The organism is Klebsiella sp. CN_Kp097 (assembly GCF_040064495.1).
GTDB lineage: Bacteria > Pseudomonadota > Gammaproteobacteria > Enterobacterales > Enterobacteriaceae > Klebsiella > Klebsiella aerogenes.
The window spans coordinates 163,230-182,870 of sequence record NZ_JBEAIL010000003.1; the positions used below are offsets into that span (position 1 = coordinate 163,230).

The 19,641-nt window shown below is 55.8% G+C and carries 20 protein-coding genes; 12 read left to right on the plus strand and 8 right to left on the minus strand.

Annotated features, from left to right (window positions below; genetic code table 11):
- Positions 1-147 precede the first annotated feature (147 nt).
- Positions 148-1,731: an MFS transporter gene (locus tag ABLV07_RS04985; RefSeq protein WP_042893375.1), complete on the plus strand. Its 1,584-nt coding sequence runs from the start codon at positions 148-150 to the stop codon at positions 1,729-1,731.
- 4 nt (positions 1,732-1,735) lie between these two features.
- Positions 1,736-2,875, plus strand: a complete 1,140-nt coding sequence (locus tag ABLV07_RS04990) for a glycoside hydrolase family 105 protein (RefSeq protein WP_042893377.1) — start codon at positions 1,736-1,738, stop codon at positions 2,873-2,875.
- An 80-nt stretch (positions 2,876-2,955) separates the two neighbouring features.
- On the opposite strand, the gene argS is transcribed toward ABLV07_RS04990, so the two are convergent.
- Positions 2,956-4,689 (minus strand): arginine--tRNA ligase, encoded by a 1,734-nt coding sequence (gene argS / locus ABLV07_RS04995; protein ID WP_015365977.1) that lies wholly within the window; start codon positions 4,687-4,689, stop codon positions 2,956-2,958.
- A 229-nt stretch (positions 4,690-4,918) separates the two neighbouring features.
- On the opposite strand from argS, the gene ABLV07_RS05000 reads away from it, so the two are divergent.
- On the plus strand, positions 4,919-5,488 hold the full coding sequence (locus ABLV07_RS05000; RefSeq protein ID WP_015365978.1) for a VOC family protein: 570 nt from the start codon (positions 4,919-4,921) through the stop codon (positions 5,486-5,488).
- A gap of 79 nt (positions 5,489-5,567) precedes the next feature.
- Positions 5,568-6,308 (plus strand): copper homeostasis protein CutC, encoded by a 741-nt coding sequence (cutC, locus tag ABLV07_RS05005; RefSeq protein WP_015365979.1) that lies wholly within the window; start codon positions 5,568-5,570, stop codon positions 6,306-6,308.
- 128 nt (positions 6,309-6,436) lie between these two features.
- On the opposite strand, the gene cmoB is transcribed toward cutC, so the two are convergent.
- Genes cmoB through ABLV07_RS05030 form a run of 5 tightly spaced genes read right to left on the minus strand, consistent with a single transcriptional unit; the run spans position 6,437 to position 10,063 of the window.
- Positions 6,437-7,453 carry a tRNA 5-methoxyuridine(34)/uridine 5-oxyacetic acid(34) synthase CmoB gene (gene cmoB / locus ABLV07_RS05010; protein ID WP_047055866.1) on the minus strand — a complete coding sequence of 339 codons (1,017 nt, stop codon included), beginning with the start codon at positions 7,451-7,453 and terminating at the stop codon, positions 6,437-6,439.
- Positions 7,450-8,193 carry a carboxy-S-adenosyl-L-methionine synthase CmoA gene (gene cmoA / locus ABLV07_RS05015; protein ID WP_015365981.1) on the minus strand — a complete coding sequence of 248 codons (744 nt, stop codon included), beginning with the start codon at positions 8,191-8,193 and terminating at the stop codon, positions 7,450-7,452. Before cmoA ends, cmoB begins: the two co-directional genes overlap by 4 nt.
- Before the next feature lie 39 nt (positions 8,194-8,232).
- Entirely contained in the window at positions 8,233-8,628 is a 396-nt protein-coding gene (locus tag ABLV07_RS05020) for an MAPEG family protein (protein WP_015365982.1), read from the minus strand.
- Positions 8,629-8,681: 53 nt separating this feature from the next.
- Complete coding sequence (locus ABLV07_RS05025; RefSeq protein WP_015705960.1) at positions 8,682-9,500, minus strand: DUF72 domain-containing protein; 819 nt, start codon at positions 9,498-9,500, stop codon at positions 8,682-8,684.
- Complete coding sequence (locus ABLV07_RS05030; protein WP_015705959.1) at positions 9,497-10,063, minus strand: hydrolase; 567 nt, start codon at positions 10,061-10,063, stop codon at positions 9,497-9,499. The genes ABLV07_RS05025 and ABLV07_RS05030 overlap by 4 nt, the downstream gene beginning before the upstream one ends.
- A gap of 266 nt (positions 10,064-10,329) precedes the next feature.
- Here ABLV07_RS05030 and aspS point away from each other — a divergent pair, with 266 nt between their 5' ends.
- The 6 genes from aspS to ruvB all read left to right on the plus strand — a co-directional run bounded on the left by aspS (position 10,330) and on the right by ruvB (position 15,631).
- Complete coding sequence (gene aspS / locus ABLV07_RS05035; RefSeq protein ID WP_032705959.1) at positions 10,330-12,117, plus strand: aspartate--tRNA ligase; 1,788 nt, start codon at positions 10,330-10,332, stop codon at positions 12,115-12,117.
- Position 12,118: 1 nt separating this feature from the next.
- Positions 12,119-12,562 (plus strand): dihydroneopterin triphosphate diphosphatase, encoded by a 444-nt coding sequence (gene nudB, locus ABLV07_RS05040; protein WP_015365986.1) that lies wholly within the window; start codon positions 12,119-12,121, stop codon positions 12,560-12,562.
- A gap of 49 nt (positions 12,563-12,611) precedes the next feature.
- Complete coding sequence (locus tag ABLV07_RS05045) at positions 12,612-13,352, plus strand: YebC/PmpR family DNA-binding transcriptional regulator (RefSeq protein WP_015365987.1); 741 nt, start codon at positions 12,612-12,614, stop codon at positions 13,350-13,352.
- A gap of 45 nt (positions 13,353-13,397) precedes the next feature.
- The gene (ruvC, locus tag ABLV07_RS05050; RefSeq protein WP_015365988.1) at positions 13,398-13,919 is read left to right on the plus strand and encodes a crossover junction endodeoxyribonuclease RuvC; all 522 of its coding nucleotides are present in this window, start codon (positions 13,398-13,400) and stop codon (positions 13,917-13,919) included.
- 81 nt (positions 13,920-14,000) lie between these two features.
- Positions 14,001-14,612 carry a Holliday junction branch migration protein RuvA gene (gene ruvA / locus ABLV07_RS05055; RefSeq protein WP_015365989.1) on the plus strand — a complete coding sequence of 204 codons (612 nt, stop codon included), beginning with the start codon at positions 14,001-14,003 and terminating at the stop codon, positions 14,610-14,612.
- 8 nt (positions 14,613-14,620) lie between these two features.
- The gene (gene ruvB / locus ABLV07_RS05060) at positions 14,621-15,631 is read left to right on the plus strand and encodes a Holliday junction branch migration DNA helicase RuvB (RefSeq protein ID WP_015365990.1); all 1,011 of its coding nucleotides are present in this window, start codon (positions 14,621-14,623) and stop codon (positions 15,629-15,631) included.
- Between the two features lie 39 nt (positions 15,632-15,670).
- Here the strand turns inward: ruvB and znuB are convergent, their stop codons facing one another.
- Both znuB and znuC read right to left on the minus strand, forming a co-directional pair.
- A complete protein-coding gene (gene znuB / locus ABLV07_RS05065; RefSeq protein ID WP_015365991.1) occupies positions 15,671-16,456 on the minus strand; it encodes a zinc ABC transporter permease subunit ZnuB in 786 nt (261 codons plus the stop codon).
- Positions 16,456-17,208 carry a zinc ABC transporter ATP-binding protein ZnuC gene (gene znuC, locus ABLV07_RS05070; RefSeq protein ID WP_015365992.1) on the minus strand — a complete coding sequence of 251 codons (753 nt, stop codon included), beginning with the start codon at positions 17,206-17,208 and terminating at the stop codon, positions 16,456-16,458. Before znuC ends, znuB begins: the two co-directional genes overlap by 1 nt.
- A 78-nt stretch (positions 17,209-17,286) precedes the next feature.
- On the opposite strand from znuC, the gene znuA reads away from it, so the two are divergent.
- Positions 17,287-18,231 (plus strand): zinc ABC transporter substrate-binding protein ZnuA, encoded by a 945-nt coding sequence (gene znuA / locus ABLV07_RS05075; protein WP_045360651.1) that lies wholly within the window; start codon positions 17,287-17,289, stop codon positions 18,229-18,231.
- A 15-nt stretch (positions 18,232-18,246) separates the two neighbouring features.
- A complete protein-coding gene (gene mepM / locus ABLV07_RS05080; protein ID WP_015365994.1) occupies positions 18,247-19,566 on the plus strand; it encodes a murein DD-endopeptidase MepM in 1,320 nt (439 codons plus the stop codon).
- Positions 19,567-19,641 lie beyond the last annotated feature (75 nt).

The following is a 19,641-nucleotide window of genomic DNA, read 5'->3' on the forward strand; positions in this document are numbered from 1 at the left end:
TTTTTTGCCACTGAATGATTGGTACTGGCAAAAACGCAAAGGTAAGCCGGTTTTCATGATCTTACTGTAGCCATGTATCCGCAAAACTTCGGTATAGCCCGTGGTAAGGCCGAAGTTATCTAATAAAAAGAGACAGGATTTACGGCGATGAAAACACGAAAAATCGGTTTGGCTAATTATCTCGCCTATGGTTCCGGCGATTTTCTCGGCGCGGGAACCACCGCGCTGACCGCAGCATGGCTACTCTATTTTTACACCACCTTCTGCGGGCTATCGCCCATTGAGGCGACGCTCATTTTCGCCACCGCGCGCGTGCTCGACGCGGTCGTCAGCCCGCTGATGGGCTTCTTAACCGATAACTTTGGCTCTACCTGGCTGGGTAAGCGGTTCGGCAGACGCAAATTTTTTATTTTGCTCGGTATTCCCTGCGTTTTTAGCTACTCAATGATGTGGGTAGGCGATATGGGGTTCTGGTACTACCTCGCAACTTATCTGCTGTTTGATATTGTCTATACCATGATTCTGGTGCCCTACGAGACGCTGGTACCGGAGATGACCGATGATTTCAAACAGAAGACCAAATTTTCCGGCGCGCGTATTTCCATGGCGCAAATGTCGGCGATATTAGCCTCGTTTTTACCGGGGATCCTGCTCACCCAACTGGGTAAAGATAACGCCAGCTCATTTTTTTACGCGAGCCTGGTCTTTTCGGTCCTGTGCGCGCTAATGCTGACCTTCGTCTGGTTTTTCACCTGGGAACGTCCGCGGGAAGCGTGGTCTGAAGCAGCGTTACGCGCGGAAGAAGAAAAGCGCAACTTAACGCTCGCGCAGAGTCTTAATCGTCTGTTTATTGAGCTCAGCTCTACGCTGCGAATTAAAATCTTCCGCCAACATCTTGGTATGTATCTGGGCGGTTATATCGCGCAGGACGTGTTCAACGCCGTGTTTACCTATTACGTGGTCTTTGTGCTGATGCAGGACGCTTCTGTCGCCTCTAACTTACTCGGCACGATGGCTATCTTCCAGTTCATCGCGGTTATCGCCATGATCCCGCTATGCATTCGCTTTGGCCCGGCGCCTTCATATCGCATGGTAGTGGTGCTGTTTGGTTTGAGCTCTCTCTCTTATGCGGTGCTCTATTACGCGGGGCTAAGCGACGTCTATTCATTATTACTGCTCATTTCCGCTATCGCGGGTCTGGGGCGCGGCGGCATTAATTACGTGCCGTGGAATACTTACACCTATATTGCCGATGTCGACGAAGTCATTACCGGCCAGCGTCGGGAGGGCATTTTCGCCGGAATCATGACGCTGACCCGCAAAGCGTCGCAGGCGGGGGCGGTGATGCTGGTTGGCATTATCATGCAACTATCGGGCTTTGTCTCCGGGCAAAAAATTCAGCCGGCAGGCGTCAGTCATACCATTCTGTTGATCCTAAGCGTCGGTACTTTGGTGGTGCTGGCCTGCGGCTTCCTGGTCTCCCTGCGCTTTAAACTCAATCTGCATACGCACAGCGTGCTCCGCGCCGAGACGATGGTGATGCGTGATATCGGTTACGCACAGCCCGAGCAGACGACTGCCGAAAACCGCGCGGTGGTTGAGCTGCTGGCGGGGATGCCTTACGACTGCCTGTGGGGTAATAACAACATTGGCTACCTGAATCGCAATAAACCTGCCGCCCCGGCGCTGAATCAGGGCGGCACTTTGAATTCGACATATACCAGAGGTTAAGAACATGAAAGTTTGGCCGGTCAAACATAGCCCATTACTGCGTCAGCCTGAGCGCTTTATCGCTCGCAGCGAGCTTCAGGCATTGATCCGTAATGTGACGCAAAACCTGGTGAATATTAAGGATGACAACGGGCAGTTTTTACTGCGGCTGGACGATGGGCGAGTCATCGATACCAAAGGTTGGGCCGGTTGGGAGTGGACCCACGGCGTTGGGCTGTACGGCATCTACCAGTATTATCAACAAACCGGCGATACCGCGATGCGCGATATCATTGACGGCTGGTTCGCCGATCGCTTCGCCGAAGGTGCAACCACCAAAAACGTTAATACCATGGCGCCGTTTTTGACGCTGGCTTATCGCTATGAAGAGACCGGGCGCCAGGAGTATCTACCGTGGCTCGATAGCTGGGCCGAATGGGCGATGCATGAGATGCCGCGCACCGAGCAGGGAGGCATGCAGCACATTACCCTGGCGGAAGAGAACCATCAGCAGATGTGGGATGACACGCTAATGATGACGGTGCTGCCGCTAGCCAAAATCGGTAAATTACTAAATCGTCCGCAATACATTGAAGAAGCAACCTATCAGTTCTTGCTGCATGTACAGAACCTGATGGACAAAGAGACAGGCCTGTGGTTCCACGGCTGGAGTTATGACGGCCGACACAACTTTGCGCGTGCGCGCTGGGCGCGAGGTAACAGCTGGCTCACCATCGTGATCCCGGACTTCCTTGAGCTGGTGGATTTGCCAGAGGGGAGTGCGGTGCGCCGCTATCTGCTACAGGTACTGAATGCGCAAATTGCCGCGTTAGCGAAATGTCAGGATGAGAGTGGGCTCTGGCATACCCTGCTCGACGATCCGCATTCCTATCTTGAAGCGTCGGCGACGGCGGGCTTCGCTTACGGCATCCTGAAAGCGATACGTAAGCGTTATGTCGGGGCGGAGTACACCGAGGTTGCCGAAAAGGCGATACGCGGGATTGTGCGAAATATTTCACCAGAGGGGGAACTGCTGCAAACCTCGTTTGGTACCGGGATGGGCTCCGATCTCGATTTTTACCGGCAAATTCCGCTCACCTCTATGCCGTACGGCCAGGCGATGGCGATTCTTTGTCTGACGGAGTATCTGCGCAAATATTTCTGATAGCGGCATAGATTCCCCGGCCGCGTTGCGCGTACCGGGGCGACTAATAAAACAAACCCGGCTTTCACCGGGTTTGTTTTTTACATCCGCTCTACGGTCTCAATACCCAGAGTATCGAGGCCCAACTTCAGCGTCTTCGCCGTCAGCAGCGCCAGTTTCAGGCGGCTATTACGGGCCTCTTCGCTTTCGGCGCTGAGGATCGGGCAGTGTTCGTAGAAACCAGAGAACAGACCGGCCAGATCGTACAGGTAGGCGCACATTACGTGCGGAGTACCTTCACGGGCGACGACGGCCAGCGTTTCTTCGAACTGCAGCAGGCGGGCAGCCAACTGCGCTTCGCGATCTTCACTAATAACTACCGGCGCGGCAGCCAGCGCGCTTTCGTCGATACCGGCTTTACGGAACACCGACAGCACACGGGTATAGGCATACTGCATGTAAGGCGCGGTATTACCTTCGAACGCCAGCATGTTGTCCCAGTCGAAAATGTAATCGGTAGTGCGGTTTTTCGACAGATCGGCATATTTCACCGCGCCAATACCCACCGCATTGGCCAGTTTTTCCAGCTCATCGGCCGGCATATCCGGGTTCTTCTCAGCCACCAGGCGGCGTGCGCGCTCCAGCGCTTCGTCCAGCAGATCGGCCAGTTTGACGGTACCGCCGGCGCGTGTTTTGAACGGTTTACCGTCTTTACCGAGCATCATGCCGAACATGTGATGTTCCAGCGGTACGGATTCCGGTACATAGCCTGCTTTACGGACGATAGTCCACGCCTGCATCAGATGCTGATGCTGACGAGAGTCGATGTAGTAGAGCACGCGGTCGGCATGCAGCGTTTCATAACGGTATTTTGCGCAGGCGATATCGGTAGTCGTGTAGAGGTAGCCGCCATCCTTTTTCTGGATGATGACGCCCATCGGTTCGCCTTCTTTGTTTTTGTATTCATCAAGGAAGACCACGGTCGCGCCTTCGCTCTCGACGGCCATGCCTTTTGCTTTCAGATCGGCAACGATCCCCGGCAGCATCGGGTTGTACAGGCTTTCACCCATCACATCATCGCGGGTCAGGGTGACATTCAGGCGATCGTAGGTGATCTGGTTTTGCGACATGGTGATGTCGACCAGTTTGCGCCACATCTGCAGGAAGTACTCGTCGCCACCCTGCAGCTTAACCACGTAGCTACGCGCGCGCTCGGCGAATGCTTCGTCTTCGTCATAGTGTTTTTTCGCTTCGCGGTAGAAACCTTCGAGGTCGGCCAGCGCCATTTCGCCGGCGTTTTCCTGCTGCTGCTTTTCCAGATAAGCGATCAGCATCCCGAACTGGGTACCCCAGTCACCAACGTGGTTGGCGCGGATAACGCGATGGCCGAGGAATTCCAGAGTACGTACCGAGGCATCGCCGATGATGGTTGAACGCAGATGGCCGACGTGCATCTCTTTCGCCACGTTCGGCGCGGAGTAGTCAACAACGATGGTCTGCGGCTGTGGTTTCGCCACGCCCAGGCGCTCGGACTGCAGCGCGAGATTGACGTTGTCCGCCAGGAAGGCTGGATCGAGGAAAATATTGATAAAGCCCGGTCCGGCGATTTCGACTTTATTGGCAATGCCGTTCAGATCGAGATGAGACAGTACCTGCTCTGCAAGTTGTCGCGGCGCCATGCCCAGTTTTTTGGCCACCGCCATCACGCCATTGGCCTGATAGTCGCCGAACTGAACTTTTGCTGACTGGCGGACCTGAGGTTCGCAATCGGCAGGCGCGCCTGCCGCGATCAGGGCCTGGCTGACTTTTTCTGAGAGAAGAGCCTGAATATTCACCGGAATACCTTACTTTTAAGGCGCGAGAACCCCTGTGGGGCGGCGCCGGAACATGGACAAATTAAGGCGGGAGTATACTGCATTTGCGCCCCGTCGTCAGCACCACACGTAAGTTGCCGGGCAGCACGCTTAATCAATAACCATTCGTTGTTTCGGCGCGCGGATTGGCGGTTGGTCGGGGCGGCGAAACAGGATAAATTAGCCTTTTTAGCGATCACCGAGGCGCAAGATGGCGAACTGGCAGCAAATTGATGAACTGAATGATATTTCGGCGGATTTACCGCGTTTTAGCGATGCGCTGCAAGCGCTGGCCGAACGGTTGGGATTGGAGCTTGCGCCGCTGGACGCCGACCATATTTCGCTGCGTTGTCATCAAAATACGACGGCGGAGCGCTGGCGGCAGGGGCTGGAGCGTTGCGGCACGTTACTATCGGAAAATATCATTAATGGCCGCCCCATTTGCTTATTTAAGCTTGCCGAACCTATCTGTGTCGCCCACTGGCGCTTTACGGTTGTGGAGTTGCCCTGGCCGGGTGAAAAACGTTACCCGCACGAAGGCTGGGAACATATCGAAATCGTTCTGCCGGGTGACCCGGAAACCCTCAATGCTCGCGCGCTGGCCTTGCTTTCCGATGATGGACTCAGCCAGCCGGGGATTTTCGTGAAAACCAGTTCGCCGAAAGGGGAGCGTGAACGTTTGCCGAACCCGACGCTGGCGGTCACGGACGGCAAAGTGACCATTAAATTCCACCCCTGGTCGATCGAGCAAATCGTCGCCAGCGAGCGATCCGATACTTAACAGTGTGAAGCCGCGCGGCGTCTGCGGGGAAAAATCGTGACATGCTGTGTTGCCCGTGATGAAAATGGAGAAGGAATCGATGTTACTGGAAGTTTGCTGCTATAGCATGGAATGCGCGCTGGAGGCGCAGCGTTGCGGCGCCGATCGCATTGAACTTTGCGCCGCGCCGCAGGAGGGCGGGTTAACGCCGTCGTTGGGCGTGCTGCGTTCGGTGCGAAACAATATCTCGATTCCGGTTCATCCGATTATCCGTCCGCGCGGCGGCGATTTTTGTTACACCGACGGCGAGTTTGCCGCCATGCTGGATGATGTAGCGACGGTCAGAGATCTGGGTTTTGCTGGTCTGGTGATCGGCGTACTCGATGCTGACGGCCAGGTGGATATCCCCCGCATGCAAAAAATTATGGCGGCGGCGGGGCCGCTGGCGGTGACCTTCCACCGGGCCTTTGATATGTGCGCCGACCCGCGTCAGGCATGGCATTCGCTTGCTGAACTGGGGGTTGCGCGTATCCTCACTTCTGGACAACGGCCAACGGCGGAGCAAGGTCTTGCAAAAATTATGGAACTAATTGCGCTGGGCGATACTCCAATCATTATGGCCGGAGCGGGAGTGCGGGCTGCCAATCTGCAAAAGTTTCTGCAGGCAGGCCTCAAAGAGGTGCATAGCTCAGCGGGGCAGTGGTTGCCATCGCCGATGCGCTTTCGTAATCCGGGGTTATCGATGTCCACCGACGCAGATGCCGATGAATATTGCCGCTATGCCGTTAACGGCGAGGCGGTGGCGGAAATGAAACAAATTATTTCTGCCGCGCGGGATTAGCCCGCGAAGCTAACCGTTTTTTGCTGCACATCATGTCGCCCAATATGATGATTGCCCGTACCAGGCCCCTGCAATTTCAACAGGGGCCTTTTTTTATCCCGCGAGCGTCAGTAGTCGCTCGAGGTCAATTACGCTCTGGCCGCGGCTGCTTTTTTCGCCAGTGACTGCTGCGTCTCTGGTTTAGTGGCGACGATCACCGCGCGCAGCGGCGCGGGATAACCTTCCAGCGTTTTGCTGCTGTCATGTGGATCGAGGAAGTCGGCGAGTGATTCCGTCGTCATCCATTCGGTGCGGCGCTGCTCTTCGCTGGTGGTGATGCAGGTATCAACAATGCGCACATCGATGAATCCGCACTTCTCCAGCCACTGTTTTAGCGCGGCGGCGGAAGGAATGAAATAAACGTTACGCATTTGCGCGTAGCGGTCGCCGGGCACCAGCACGGTGTTCTCATCACCTTCAATGACCAGCGTCTCCAGTACCAGCTCGCCGCCGGGGGCTAACTGATCTTTGAGCTGCCACAGATGATCCAGCGGGGAACGGCGGTGATAGAGCACGCCCATCGAAAAGACGGTATCAAAGGCTTCCAGCGCCGGCAGTTGTTCGATGCCGAGCGGCAGCAGATGCGCGCGCTGATCGTTGCCGATGAGTTTGCGTACCGCTTCAAACTGGCATAAGAACAGCTGGGTTGGATCGATACCGACCGCCAGATGCGCGCCGGCGCCAATCATCCGCCACATGTGATAACCACTGCCGCAGCCGACATCGAGGATAGTACGACCGGTGAGATCGGAAAGATGCGGCAGCACGCGTTCCCATTTCAGGTCGGAACGCCATTCGGTATCGATATTAATGCCATACAGCGAATAAGGGCCTTTACGCCACGGCATCAGGTTTCGCAGCAGATTCTCAATTCGCAGCTGGTGGCCTTCGCTGAGTGGCGTTTCGCTTTCCGCCGTGACGCTATGCAATAGATCGAGACGCCAGGGCGCCAGCTCGGGCAGAAACTCAACGGCGCGTTCCCATTCGCGAAACTTGCCGTGCAGCGCTTCGCGTTGCCAGGCCGCGACCTGAGCGGGCAGCGTTTCCAGCCAGTGGGAGAGCGGTCCTTTCGCGATCAACTGATAAAAATTACTGAAGTCGATCATGCCCGTTCCTCGGATTTAACCGCCACCAATGAACCAAAATTAAAGCACTGGAACCACAGTTCGGCATGTTCAAACCCCGCCTGGCGCAGTCGTGCTTTGTGGGTTTCCACTGAATCCGTCAGCATGACGTTTTCCAGCATGCTGCGCTTCTGGCTGATTTCCAGTTCGCTATAGCCATTGGCGCGTTTGAAGTCATGGTGCATGTTAAACAGCAGTTCGCCGACGTTGGCATCTTCAAAGCTGAATTTTTCGGAAAGCACCAGCGCGCCGCCCGGATTGAGCCCTTGATAGACTTTATCCAGGATCGCCTGACGTTCGCTCGGCTCGAGGAACTGAATAGTGAAGTTCAGCACGACCATGGAGGCATTTTCAATGGCGATATGGCGAATATCGCCCTCAATAACCTCAACCGGCGTCGGCGCTTTATAGGCATCAATATGACGACGGCAGCGTTCTACCATCGCCGGGGAGTTATCAATGGCGATAATTTTGCATCCCGGATGCGCGATATTGCGACGCACGGAAAGCGTCGCGGCGCCGAGCGAGCAGCCGAGATCGTAAACCTGAGTGTTTGGCTGAACAAAACGCTCAGCCAGCATGCCGATCATCGAAATAATATTGGAGTAACCAGGAACAGAGCGCTGGATCATATCCGGGAAGACTTCGGCTACCCGTTCATCAAAGGTCCAGTCGCCGAGACTGGCGATCGGCGCGGAAAAAAGCGTGTCGCGGTGAGACATAACGTTAAACCCGAAAAAACGAAAACGGCGTATTGTGCGCTAACGCAGGGAGAAAACCAACTCCCAGGGCATATACCACAGGTTAGCCAGCACCATCAGCAACAGCGAGCACCAGGTGGCGCTCATTCCGGAACGCCGCCAGCGGAACAGGCGATGATGGAAACCGTACGAGTGCATCAGGCGTCCGGCAATCAGCAAAATACCGCAAACGTGCACCATCCAGGTTAGCGCGCCGTTCATTTCCATGAACAACAGCAGAATGAGCCCAATGGGGACGTATTCCACCGCATTGCCATGAACGCGAATAGCGACCTGTAGTTCACTAAAACCACCGTCGCCATAGCCGACGCGATACTGCATGCGCAGACGTACCACGTCGAAGGAAAACTTGATTAACAATAACGCACCCAAAACCGCATACAGCGCGCTGACCATACCCAAAACTCCCTTTAATTATGTCAGGTGGTTCCGACTATCATAGCAGGATATCAGAAAAGCGAGGATTGCTGCGGAATTGACGGCGCGGCGCCGACGCCCGGCAGCACCGCACGTAAATCTTCCCATAGCGTATCCACCAGTTCAGGCGCCTGGGCGATATCCGGGGTATGTAGAAACAGCCATGGCGTGGCTGACTGATGCCACTTTGGCAGCGTCTGTAACCAGACGCGAAATAATTCGCGATTCTGCGCCATATCGTCGCTGCCGATAAAACGCACCATCGGCTGCTCCGCGGTCATGACCGCGTGAACCGGAACTTTGGGTTTCTTTTTTTGCGCGTCAATCATCGCCGGGTTGCGCGCGACGGCGCTATGTACCGGGCGGCTATCGAGGATCACGCGGTTGGCGTTGCGCTGGTGCAAGCCACGATTAAGCTGTTGTTCAGCATCGCCTTTGGCGAAAAACTCAGGATGGCGAACTTCAACGCCGTAGGTGAAGTTTTTCGGTAGCGTATCGAGAAACTGCCACAGGGCAGGGAGGTCGCGCGGGCCGAAGGTGGCGGGCAACTGAAGCCAGTACTGGCCGATGCGCGATTCCAGCGGCGCCAGACGAGTAAAAAATTCGTGGCTTAAGTCGTCGCAGTCGCGCAGCGCCGCCTGATGCGAAATCGTGGCCGGGAATTTAAAACAGAACCGAAAATCATCGTGAGTTTGTTGAAACCAGCGATCGACTATCTCGGCCTTTGGTAAGGCATACAGGGTGGTATTACCCTCCACGCAGTTAAAATGGCGGGCATACTCTTCAAGGCCGGTGATGCCAAGGCGCACCCATTTAGGGTGCGACCATTGCGGGAGCCCGATATAAATCATAAGGCGGCGAGAATGTCCTCAGTGCTGCGCACGCGGGCGATGCGCGGGAAGATATGGGTCATACTGCCCTGATGCTGTTCGGCGGAGGCGGCGCTGCATGCATCCTCGGCGATGACCAGACTGAAACCCAGTTCCCAGGCATTGCGGGCGGTGGATTCCACGCCGATATTGGTGGAGATGCCGCACAGAATAATGGTGTCGATACCACGGCGGCGAAGCTGCAGTTCAAGATCGGTGCCGTAGAACGCGCCCCACTGGCGTTTCGTGACTTCGATATCGCTATCCTGTTTGCCGAGCGCCGGCGGATAGACCCACCAGTTTTCAGGTAATTTTACGGCGCCAGTCTGGGCATCTACCGGCTGTTTTAACGCTTCGGCGAAATCGGCGGACCAGCCCACTCGAACCATGATGACGGGCGAACCCTGTTGACGACATTTTTCAGCCAGCTTTGCCGCGCGCGTCACCACCTCGTCGGCGCGGTGCGGACCGCCGGCAAAAGGTAAAATGCCTTCTTGCAGGTCAATAATGACCAGCGCGGTCTTTTTCGCATTGAGTTCTAACATGGTATCCCCGTATCTTGTTCTCTTGTCAGGCCGCTACAATACCGTTGCTAATTCAGCTCAAGGGTAACAAATTTTGTTAATTTATGTGAGCACAAGCAATAAGCGCGCAGCAAAGCAGCGTACAAACTGCGTCGGGCTTATCGTCAGACAGAATTTCCAGTATAATAGCCGCCTTTTTTCATTCAGTAGTGACATTCAGCAAAGCTGCGACCTCGTCGCCTGCAAGGCAGGCAACATCCGCCTGCGGCTAAGTTAAGGGATATCTCATGCGTACAGAATATTGCGGACAGCTACGTCAGTCCCACGTGGGGCAGCAAGTGACCCTGTGTGGTTGGGTCAACCGTCGTCGTGATCTCGGTAGCCTTATCTTCATCGATATGCGCGACCGTGAAGGCATCGTGCAGGTGTTTTTCGATCCGGATCGTGCGGATGCATTAAAACTGGCTTCCGAACTGCGTAATGAGTTCTGCATCCAAATCACCGGCACCGTGCGCGCGCGTGAAGAGCGCAACGTTAACCGCGAGATGGCCACCGGCGAAATCGAAGTGCTGGCGTCTGACCTGACCATCATCAACCGCGCGGAAGCGCTGCCGCTGGACTCCAACCACGTCAACACCGAAGAAGCGCGCCTGAAATACCGCTATCTTGACCTGCGTCGTCCGGAAATGGCTCAGCGCCTGAAAACCCGCGCCAAAATCACCAGCTTCGTGCGCCGCTTCATGGACGATCACGGGTTCCTCGATATCGAAACCCCGATGCTGACCAAAGCTACGCCGGAAGGCGCGCGTGACTATCTGGTGCCGTCGCGCGTCCATAAAGGTAAATTCTACGCGCTGCCGCAGTCTCCGCAGCTGTTCAAACAGCTACTGATGATGTCCGGATTCGATCGTTACTATCAGATAGTCAAATGCTTCCGCGACGAAGACCTGCGTGCCGACCGTCAGCCTGAATTTACCCAGATTGATGTTGAAACTTCGTTCATGACCGCACCGCAGGTGCGTGAAGTGATGGAAGATCTGGTACGTAAGCTGTGGCAGGACGTGAAGGGCGTAGACCTCGGTCAATTCCCGGTGATGACCTTTGCCGAAGCGGAGCGTCGTTACGGTTCCGATAAACCGGACCTGCGTAACCCGATGGAACTGGTAGACGTAGCCGATCTGGTGAAAGCAGTAGAATTCGCCGTCTTCTCCGGCCCGGCTAACGACGCCAAAGGCCGCGTTGCTGCCTTACGCGTACCGGGCGGTGCGGCGCTGACCCGTAAACAGATTGATGAATACGGCAAATTCGTGCAGATCTACGGTGCGAAAGGGTTGGCCTATATTAAAGTGACCGAGCGTGCGAAGGGCCTTGAAGGCATCAATAGCCCGGTGGCGAAATTCCTCAACGCCGAAATCGTGGAAGCTATCCTTGAGCGCACCGGCGCGCAAGACGGCGACATGATCTTCTTCGGCGCTGACAACAAGAAAGTGGTTGCTGATGCCCTCGGCGCGCTGCGTCTGAAGCTGGGCAAAGACCTGAATCTCACCGACGAGAACAAATGGGCGCCGCTGTGGGTTATCGACTTCCCAATGTTCGAAGACGACGGTGAAGGCGGCCTGACCGCGATGCACCACCCGTTCACCTCGCCGAAAGATATGACCGCCGCTGAGCTGAAAGCCGCGCCGGAAGATGCTGTGGCTAACGCCTACGACATGGTCATCAATGGCTACGAAGTCGGTGGTGGTTCGGTGCGTATCCACAGCGGTGAAATGCAGCAAACCGTGTTTGGTATTCTGGGCATTAACGAACAAGAACAGCGTGAAAAATTCGGCTTCCTGCTGGATGCGCTGAAATACGGTACCCCGCCGCACGCCGGCCTGGCGTTTGGCCTCGATCGCCTGACCATGCTGCTGACCGGTACCGATAACATCCGTGACGTTATCGCCTTCCCGAAAACCACGGCTGCCGCGTGCCTGATGACCGAAGCGCCGAGCTTCGCGAATCCTGCCGCGTTAGGCGAACTGGGGATTCAGGTTGTGGCGAAAGAGGCAAAAGAGTCTCCGGAGAACAACTAAGATGTCATTCAAGCTGCCCGTCTCCGTTCTGGTGGTGATTTACGCCGAAGATACGAAGCGGGTGCTGATGTTGCAGCGACGCGACGATCCCGCTTTCTGGCAGTCGGTTACCGGCAGCCTGGAAGAGGGGGAAACCGCGTTGCAGGCCGCCGCGCGCGAAGTAAAGGAAGAGGTCGCCATTGATGTTGCTCGCGAGCAACTGGCCTTAATTGACTGTCAGCGTACGGTGGAGTTCGAGATATTTTCTCACTTACGTCATCGCTATGCGCCGGGCGTCGAGCGCAATACGGAATTCTGGTTCCGTCTTGCGCTGCCCCATGAGCGCCAGATTGTTTTCACTGAACATCTGGATTACCGCTGGGTTAGCGCGTCGGATGCCGCCGCGCTAACTAAATCGTGGAGCAACCGGCAGGCGATTGAAGAATTTGTAATTAACGCCGGGTAACTTCCCGCGGCGTTTGCCGCGGAAAGACGGCTTTTTTGGAGAGTTTTTTATGGCAGGTCATAGTAAATGGGCCAACACCAAACACCGCAAAGCGGCGCAAGATGCCAAGCGCGGTAAGATCTTTACTAAAATCATTCGCGAGCTGGTCACCGCTGCGCGTCTGGGCGGCGGCGATCCGGCATCCAACCCGCGTCTGCGCGCGGCGGTAGATAAAGCGCTGTCCAACAACATGACTCGCGACACCCTGAACCGCGCCATCGCGCGCGGCGTCGGCGGTGATGAAGACGCGAACATGGAAACCATCATTTATGAAGGTTACGGCCCGGGCGGCACCGCGGTAATGGTTGAATGTCTGAGCGACAACCGTAACCGTACCGTAGCCGAAGTGCGCCACGCCTTTACCAAAACCGGTGGTAACCTCGGAACCGACGGTTCTGTGGCCTATCTGTTCAGCAAAAAAGGCGTGATCTCCTTCGAGAAAGGCGACGAAGACACCATCATGGAAGCCGCGCTGGAAGCGGGTGCTGAAGACGTTGTCACCTATGATGACGGCGCCATTGACGTTTACACCGCCTGGGAAGAGATGGGCGCGGTACGTGATGCGCTGGAAGCCGCAGGCCTGAAAGCCGATGCTGCTGAAGTCTCAATGATCCCGTCGACTAAAGCGGATATGGATGCGGAAACCGCGCCGAAGCTGCTGCGTCTTATTGATATGCTGGAAGACTGCGACGACGTGCAGGAAGTGTATCATAACGGCGAAATCTCCGATGAGGTTGCCGCAACGCTGTGATGCCGGTAGCCGGTATTGCGGGTGAGTTATTACTGGAGGCGCGTGATGGCCATTATTCTCGGCATTGACCCGGGGTCACGCGTGACCGGTTATGGCGTGATTCGCCAGGTCGGACGGCAGTTGAGCTACCTTGGCAGCGGATGTATCCGCACCAAAGTAGACGATCTGCCGTCGCGGCTGAAGCTGATATACGCCGGCGTCACCGAAATTATTACCCAGTTCCAGCCCGACTATTTCGCTATCGAGCAGGTCTTTATGGCGAAAAATGCCGATTCGGCGTTGAAGCTTGGGCAGGCGCGCGGAGTGGCGATTGTCGCGGCGACGAACCAGGACCTGCCGGTTTTTGAGTACGCGGCTCGCCAGGTTAAGCAAACCGTCGTCGGTATCGGTAGCGCGGAAAAGAGCCAGGTACAGCATATGGTGCGTACCTTGTTGAAACTTCCGGCAAATCCGCAGGCGGATGCGGCGGATGCGCTGGCCATCGCCATCACCCATTGCCACCTCAGCCAGAACCTGGCTCAAATTAGCGAGACCCGGCTCAATCTGGCGCGAGGGCGGTTACGATAATCACAAATCAGGCTGGATATTCATCCAGCCTTTTTTTATGATAACGCATTAAACTTTCGGCCCTTTATTCAGGAGCGCTACGTGATAGGCAGACTCAGAGGCATCATTCTCGAAAAGCAACCCCCGCTGGTATTACTGGAAACCGGGGGCGTAGGTTATGAAGTCCATATGCCGATGACCTGCTTCTACGAGCTACCGGAAGCCGGCCAGGAAGCCATCGTCTTCACCCATTTTGTGGTACGCGAAGACGCGCAGCTGCTGTACGGTTTTAACAACAAGCAGGAACGCACCCTGTTTAAAGAGCTTATCAAAACCAACGGCGTCGGGCCGAAGCTGGCGCTGGCTATCCTTTCCGGCATGTCGGCGCAGCAGTTTGTGAACGCCGTTGAGCGTGAAGAAGTCGCCTCGCTGGTGAAACTGCCGGGTATCGGCAAGAAAACTGCCGAGCGTTTAATCGTCGAGATGAAAGATCGCTTCAAAGGCCTGCATGGCGACCTGTTTACTCCGGCCGCCGATCTGGTGCTGACCACGCCTGCCGGCCCAACTGCCGACGACGCGGAGCAAGAAGCGGTTGCCGCGCTGGTGGCGCTGGGCTATAAACCACAAGAGGCCAGCCGGATGGTGAGCAAAATCGCCCGTCCGGATGCTAACAGTGAAACGCTAATCCGCGAAGCGCTGCGCGCGGCGTTGTGAGGTAAGGGATGATTGAAGCAGATCGGCTGGTATCAGGCGACAGCATTGGTTTCGAAGAGGCCGCTGACCGCGCTATCCGCCCCAAATTGCTCGCAGAGTACGTCGGCCAGCCGCAGGTGCGTTCGCAGATGGAGATCTTTATCCAGGCGGCGAAACTGCGTGGCGATGCGCTCGATCACCTGTTAATTTTTGGCCCGCCAGGGTTGGGGAAAACCACGCTTGCCAATATCGTTGCCAACGAAATGGGCGTGAATCTGCGTACCACCTCCGGCCCGGTGCTGGAAAAGGCTGGCGACCTGGCGGCAATGCTGACCAACCTTGAGCCGCATGATGTCCTGTTTATTGATGAAATCCACCGCCTTTCACCGGTAGTGGAAGAGGTGCTGTATCCGGCGATGGAAGATTACCAGCTGGATATCATGATTGGCGAAGGCCCGGCCGCGCGCTCGATTAAAATCGATCTGCCGCCGTTTACCCTGATTGGCGCCACCACCCGCGCCGGCTCATTGACTTCGCCGCTGCGCGACCGCTTTGGTATCGTACAGCGCCTCGAGTTTTATCAGGTGCCGGACCTGCAGCACATTGTTGGCCGTAGCGCCCGTCATATGGGGCTGGAGATGAGCGAAGAAGGGGCGCTGGAAGTCGCCCGTCGCGCGCGCGGTACGCCGCGTATCGCCAACCGCCTGCTGCGCCGGGTGCGCGACTTTGCCGAAGTGCGTCACGATGGCACTATCTCCGCTGAGATCGCCGCTCAGGCGCTGGATATGCTCAACGTGGATGCCGAAGGGTTTGATTATATGGATCGCAAGCTGCTATTGGCGGTGATCGATAAATTCTTCGGTGGTCCGGTCGGCCTCGATAACCTCGCGGCGGCTATCGGCGAGGAGCGGGAAACCATTGAAGACGTGCTGGAGCCGTACTTAATTCAGCAGGGGTTCCTGCAGCGCACGCCGCGTGGCCGAATGGCGACGGTGCGCGCCTGGAATCACTTCGGTATTACCCCGCCGGAAATGCCCTGATGAAACCCGGTAGCTTTGCGCTACCGGGTAGCCTCTCAATCAACTCGCCGTTTTCTTCATCATACTCAGAACAAACAGCGCCGCTGCGCACAGCACAACCGAAGGCCCTGCTGGGGTATCGTAGAACGCCGAGAAGGTTAATCCCCCGGTTACCGCCAGCATACCCACGCCAACGGCTACCGCGGCCATCTGTTCCGGCGTGCGGGCAAAGCGGCGGGCGGTAGCGGCCGGGATTATCAACAGCGAAGTGATGATCAGCGCGCCGACGAATTTCATTGCCACGCCGATAGTCAATGCCGTCACCAGCATCAGCAGCAGCTTAACCCGCTGTAACTTCACGCCGTCAACAAACGCTAAATCAGGGCTGATGGTCATCGCCAGCAGGTTACGCCACTGCCAGAGCAATATCGCGACCACCACCACTACGCCTGATGCAATGGAGATTAAATCCTGTGGAGTAACGGCTAATAGATCGCCAAACAGATAGGCCATCAGGTCGACGCGCACGTTCGACATCAGGCTCACCACCACCAGACCGAGCGACAGCGCGCTGTGGGCCATAATACCCAGCAGGGTATCGACCGCCAGGTGAGGGCGTTTTTCCAGCCACACCAGGCCGCCCGCCAGCAGCAGCGTGACCACGATAACCGCATAAAACGGATTCACGTTGAGCAGCAGCCCAAACGCCACCCCAAGCAGCGAAGCATGCGCCAGCGTATCGCCAAAGTAGGACATTCTCCGCCAGACCACGAACGAACCCAGGGGGCCCGCCGCGCAGGCAAGCATCATGCCGGCTAACCAGCCGGGTAACAGTAATTCAATCATTAGCGGCCATTTCCCCGACGCAGTACAATCCGCCCCTGCAGGTCGTGGCGGTGATTATGTTGGTGACGATAAATCCCCAGCTGTTCCGCGCCGCGCGGGCCGAACATGGAGATAAATTCCGGGTGCATCGAGACCACTTCCGGAGTTCCGGAGCAGCAAATATGCTGGTTCAGGCACAGCACTTCATCGGTTTTGGCCATCACCAGGTGGAGATCGTGGGAAACCATTAAGACCGCGCAGTTCAGCTCCTGACGCAGTTGATTAATTAAATCATACAGCGCTACCTGCCCATTAACGTCGACGCCCTGGGTAGGTTCATCCAGCACCAGCAGTTGTGGCTGATTTAACAGGGCCCGCGCCAGCAACACGCGCTGGGTTTCGCCGCCGGAGAGTTTTTGCATTGGCGCATCGATAAGATGCCCGGCCTGCACGCGCTGCAGCGCCGGCATAATAACCTGCTTGCGCGTACCTGGACGCAGGCGCATAAAGCGGCTGACCGTCAGCGGCATAGTAGCATCAAGATGCAGTTTTTGTGGTACGTAGCCGATACGCAGATTTTTCTCGCGCTGGATAGCACCTTCGGTCGGCGTCACCAGGCCGAGCACTACGCGTACCAGCGTCGATTTCCCGGCGCCGTTCGGGCCAAGAAGCGTTAAAATTTTGCCTGGTTTTAGCGTTAGCGAAATGTCAGACAACACGCGCCGCTGGCCGTAGACGACCGCGACTTTTTCCAGCGTTACAAGATTCGTCATGTCAAATTAGGGGTTGCACTAGCGATTGAATGTTATAATATCACATCACTTTCGCTCATTACGATGATTAGTCGCATTATGTTACATAAAAATACGCTTCTTTGCGCTGGACTTAGCGCCGCTTTTTTGTTCGCTCATGCCCCGGTTGCGCATGCCGCCGTCGTCGCTTCCATGAAACCCCTTGGCTTTATCGCTTCCGCTATCGCCGATGGCGTGACGGAGACTCAGGTGTTATTGCCTGACGGGGCTTCCGAGCATGATTATTCACTACGCCCGTCTGATGTAAAACGCTTACAGAACGCAGACTTAGTGGTATGGATTGGTCCAGAAATGGAAGCATTCATGGACAAGTCAACGCAAAGCATTGCGGAGCAGAAAAAGGTCACCATCGCCCAGTTGGATGGGGTGAAACCGTTGCTCATCAAAGGGACGGATGATGACGATGACGAACATGGTCACGAACATGCTAATGGCGAAAAAAGTGACGGCGATCACCATCACGGCATTTACAATATGCATCTGTGGCTCTCCCCAGAGATAGCGCGGCTCTCAGCGGTTGCAATCCACGATAAATTATTGGAACTTATGCCGCAGAGTCGAGCCAAACTTGACGCCAACCTGAAGGAATTTGAGGCAAAATTAGCCGCAACCGACAAACAGGTGAGTAACGAGCTGGCGCCGGTGAAAGGTAAGGGGTATTTCGTTTTTCATGATGCCTATGGCTACTACGAAAAACATTACGGTTTGACCTCATTGGGGCATTTTACCGTCAACCCTGAAATCCAGCCTGGTGCGCAGCGTTTACACGAAATAAGAACACAGTTGGTTGAGCAAAAAGCGACGTGCGTTTTTGCTGAGCCACAATTCAGGCCAGCGGTCATCGAAGCTGTTGCCAGGGGGACCTCCGTGCGCATGGGAACCCTGGATCCACTTGGAATCGGAATTAAGCTGGGTAAAGACAGTTACCCTCAGTTCCTGAGCCAGTTGGGGCATCAGTATTCAAGCTGCCTGAAAGGAGATTAACGAGGAAGTGAATACGTGCAACAGATAGCCCGCGCTGTCACTCAGGCATTCAACAATCTGCCACGACCCCATCGCGTTATGCTGGGGTCGTTGAGCGTTCTAACGTTAGCGGTCGCCGTCTGGCGGCCCTACATCTACCACCCGGAATCAGCCCCGATAGTCAGAACGATTGAGCTGGAAAAAAGCGAAATCCGCTCTCTGTTGCCGGAAGCTTCCGAACCCATCGATCAGGCGCCGCAGGAAGAAGAAGCTATCCCGCAGGATGAGCTCGATGACAAATCCGATAGCGACTCCGGCGGCCATGAATATGTGGTTTCTACCGGCGATACGCTGAGCAGTATTCTTAATCAGTACGGTATTGATATGGGCGATATCGCTCAACTCTCCTCTGCTGATAAAGAGCTGCGTAATCTTAAAATTGGTCAACAGCTCTCCTGGACGCTAACCGCTGATGGCGATCTACAAAGCTTGACGTGGGAGATGTCACGCCGTGAGACGCGTACTTATAACCGCGTCGCCAATGGTTTTAAAATGAGCAGCGAGCTGCAGAAAGGGGATTGGGTCAACAACGTCCTGAAAGGCACCGTTGGCGCCAGCTTTGTCTCCAGCGCCCGTGATGCTGGCCTTACCAGCTCGGAAATCAGCGCGGTCATCAAAGCGATGCAGTGGCAGATGGACTTCCGCAAGCTGAAAAAAGGCGATGAATTCTCTGTCCTGATGTCGCGTGAAATGCTTGATGGCAAGCGCGAGCAGAGCCAGCTGTTAGGCGTGCGTTTACGTTCCGATGGCAAAGACTATTACGCGATCCGCGCCGAAGATGGCAAATTCTACGATCGCAACGGTACGGGTCTGGCGAAGGGCTTCCTGCGCTTCCCGACCTCGCGTCAGTTCCGCGTGTCGTCTAACTTCAACCCGCGTCGCCTGAATCCAGTGACCGGGCGCGTCGCGCCGCACCGCGGCGTTGACTTCGCTATGCCGCAGGGCACGCCGGTGCTTTCTGTCGGCGATGGTGAAGTGGTGGTGGCGAAACGCAGCGGCGCGGCAGGCTACTATGTTGCCGTGCGTCATGGCCGAACCTATACCACCCGCTATATGCACCTGCGCAAGCTGCTGGTGAAACCGGGGCAGAAAGTGAAACGCGGCGATCGTATCGCGCTGTCGGGCAATACCGGGCGTTCTACTGGCCCGCACCTGCACTATGAAGTCTGGATTAACCAGCAGGCGGTTAATCCGCTGACGGCGAAACTGCCGCGTACCGAAGGCTTAACCGGTTCCGATCGTACCGATTATCTGGCGCAGGCCAAAGAGGTTATCCCGCAACTGCGCTTTGATTAGCCTGAATAATCATTACAGAAAGCCGGCGTCCGTAATGCGCCGGCTTTTTCTTTTGTGCGATGAGTGACGTATCGC

Excerpts from the sequence above, each read along its gene's own strand:
- ruvB (WP_015365990.1), top strand. The coding sequence starts at position 14,621 with ATGATTGAAGCAGATCGGCTGGTATCAGGCGACAGCATTGGTTTCGAA.
- cutC (WP_015365979.1), top strand. The coding sequence starts at position 5,568 with ATGTTACTGGAAGTTTGCTGCTATAGCATGGAATGCGCGCTGGAGGCG.
- cmoB (WP_047055866.1), bottom strand. The coding sequence starts at position 7,453 with ATGATCGACTTCAGTAATTTTTATCAGTTGATCGCGAAAGGACCGCTC.
- ABLV07_RS05025 (WP_015705960.1), bottom strand. The coding sequence starts at position 9,500 with ATGATTTATATCGGGCTCCCGCAATGGTCGCACCCTAAATGGGTGCGC.
- znuB (WP_015365991.1), bottom strand. The coding sequence starts at position 16,456 with ATGATTGAATTACTGTTACCCGGCTGGTTAGCCGGCATGATGCTTGCC.
- ABLV07_RS04990 (WP_042893377.1), top strand. The coding sequence starts at position 1,736 with ATGAAAGTTTGGCCGGTCAAACATAGCCCATTACTGCGTCAGCCTGAG.
- cmoA (WP_015365981.1), bottom strand. The coding sequence starts at position 8,193 with ATGTCTCACCGCGACACGCTTTTTTCCGCGCCGATCGCCAGTCTCGGC.
- ABLV07_RS05020 (WP_015365982.1), bottom strand. The coding sequence starts at position 8,628 with ATGGTCAGCGCGCTGTATGCGGTTTTGGGTGCGTTATTGTTAATCAAG.
- aspS (WP_032705959.1), top strand. The coding sequence starts at position 10,330 with ATGCGTACAGAATATTGCGGACAGCTACGTCAGTCCCACGTGGGGCAG.
- znuA (WP_045360651.1), top strand. The coding sequence starts at position 17,287 with ATGTTACATAAAAATACGCTTCTTTGCGCTGGACTTAGCGCCGCTTTT.
- znuC (WP_015365992.1), bottom strand. The coding sequence starts at position 17,208 with ATGACGAATCTTGTAACGCTGGAAAAAGTCGCGGTCGTCTACGGCCAG.
- ABLV07_RS05000 (WP_015365978.1), top strand. The coding sequence starts at position 4,919 with ATGGCGAACTGGCAGCAAATTGATGAACTGAATGATATTTCGGCGGAT.
- ABLV07_RS04985 (WP_042893375.1), top strand. The coding sequence starts at position 148 with ATGAAAACACGAAAAATCGGTTTGGCTAATTATCTCGCCTATGGTTCC.
- ABLV07_RS05045 (WP_015365987.1), top strand. The coding sequence starts at position 12,612 with ATGGCAGGTCATAGTAAATGGGCCAACACCAAACACCGCAAAGCGGCG.
- ruvC (WP_015365988.1), top strand. The coding sequence starts at position 13,398 with ATGGCCATTATTCTCGGCATTGACCCGGGGTCACGCGTGACCGGTTAT.
- ABLV07_RS05030 (WP_015705959.1), bottom strand. The coding sequence starts at position 10,063 with ATGTTAGAACTCAATGCGAAAAAGACCGCGCTGGTCATTATTGACCTG.
- nudB (WP_015365986.1), top strand. The coding sequence starts at position 12,119 with ATGTCATTCAAGCTGCCCGTCTCCGTTCTGGTGGTGATTTACGCCGAA.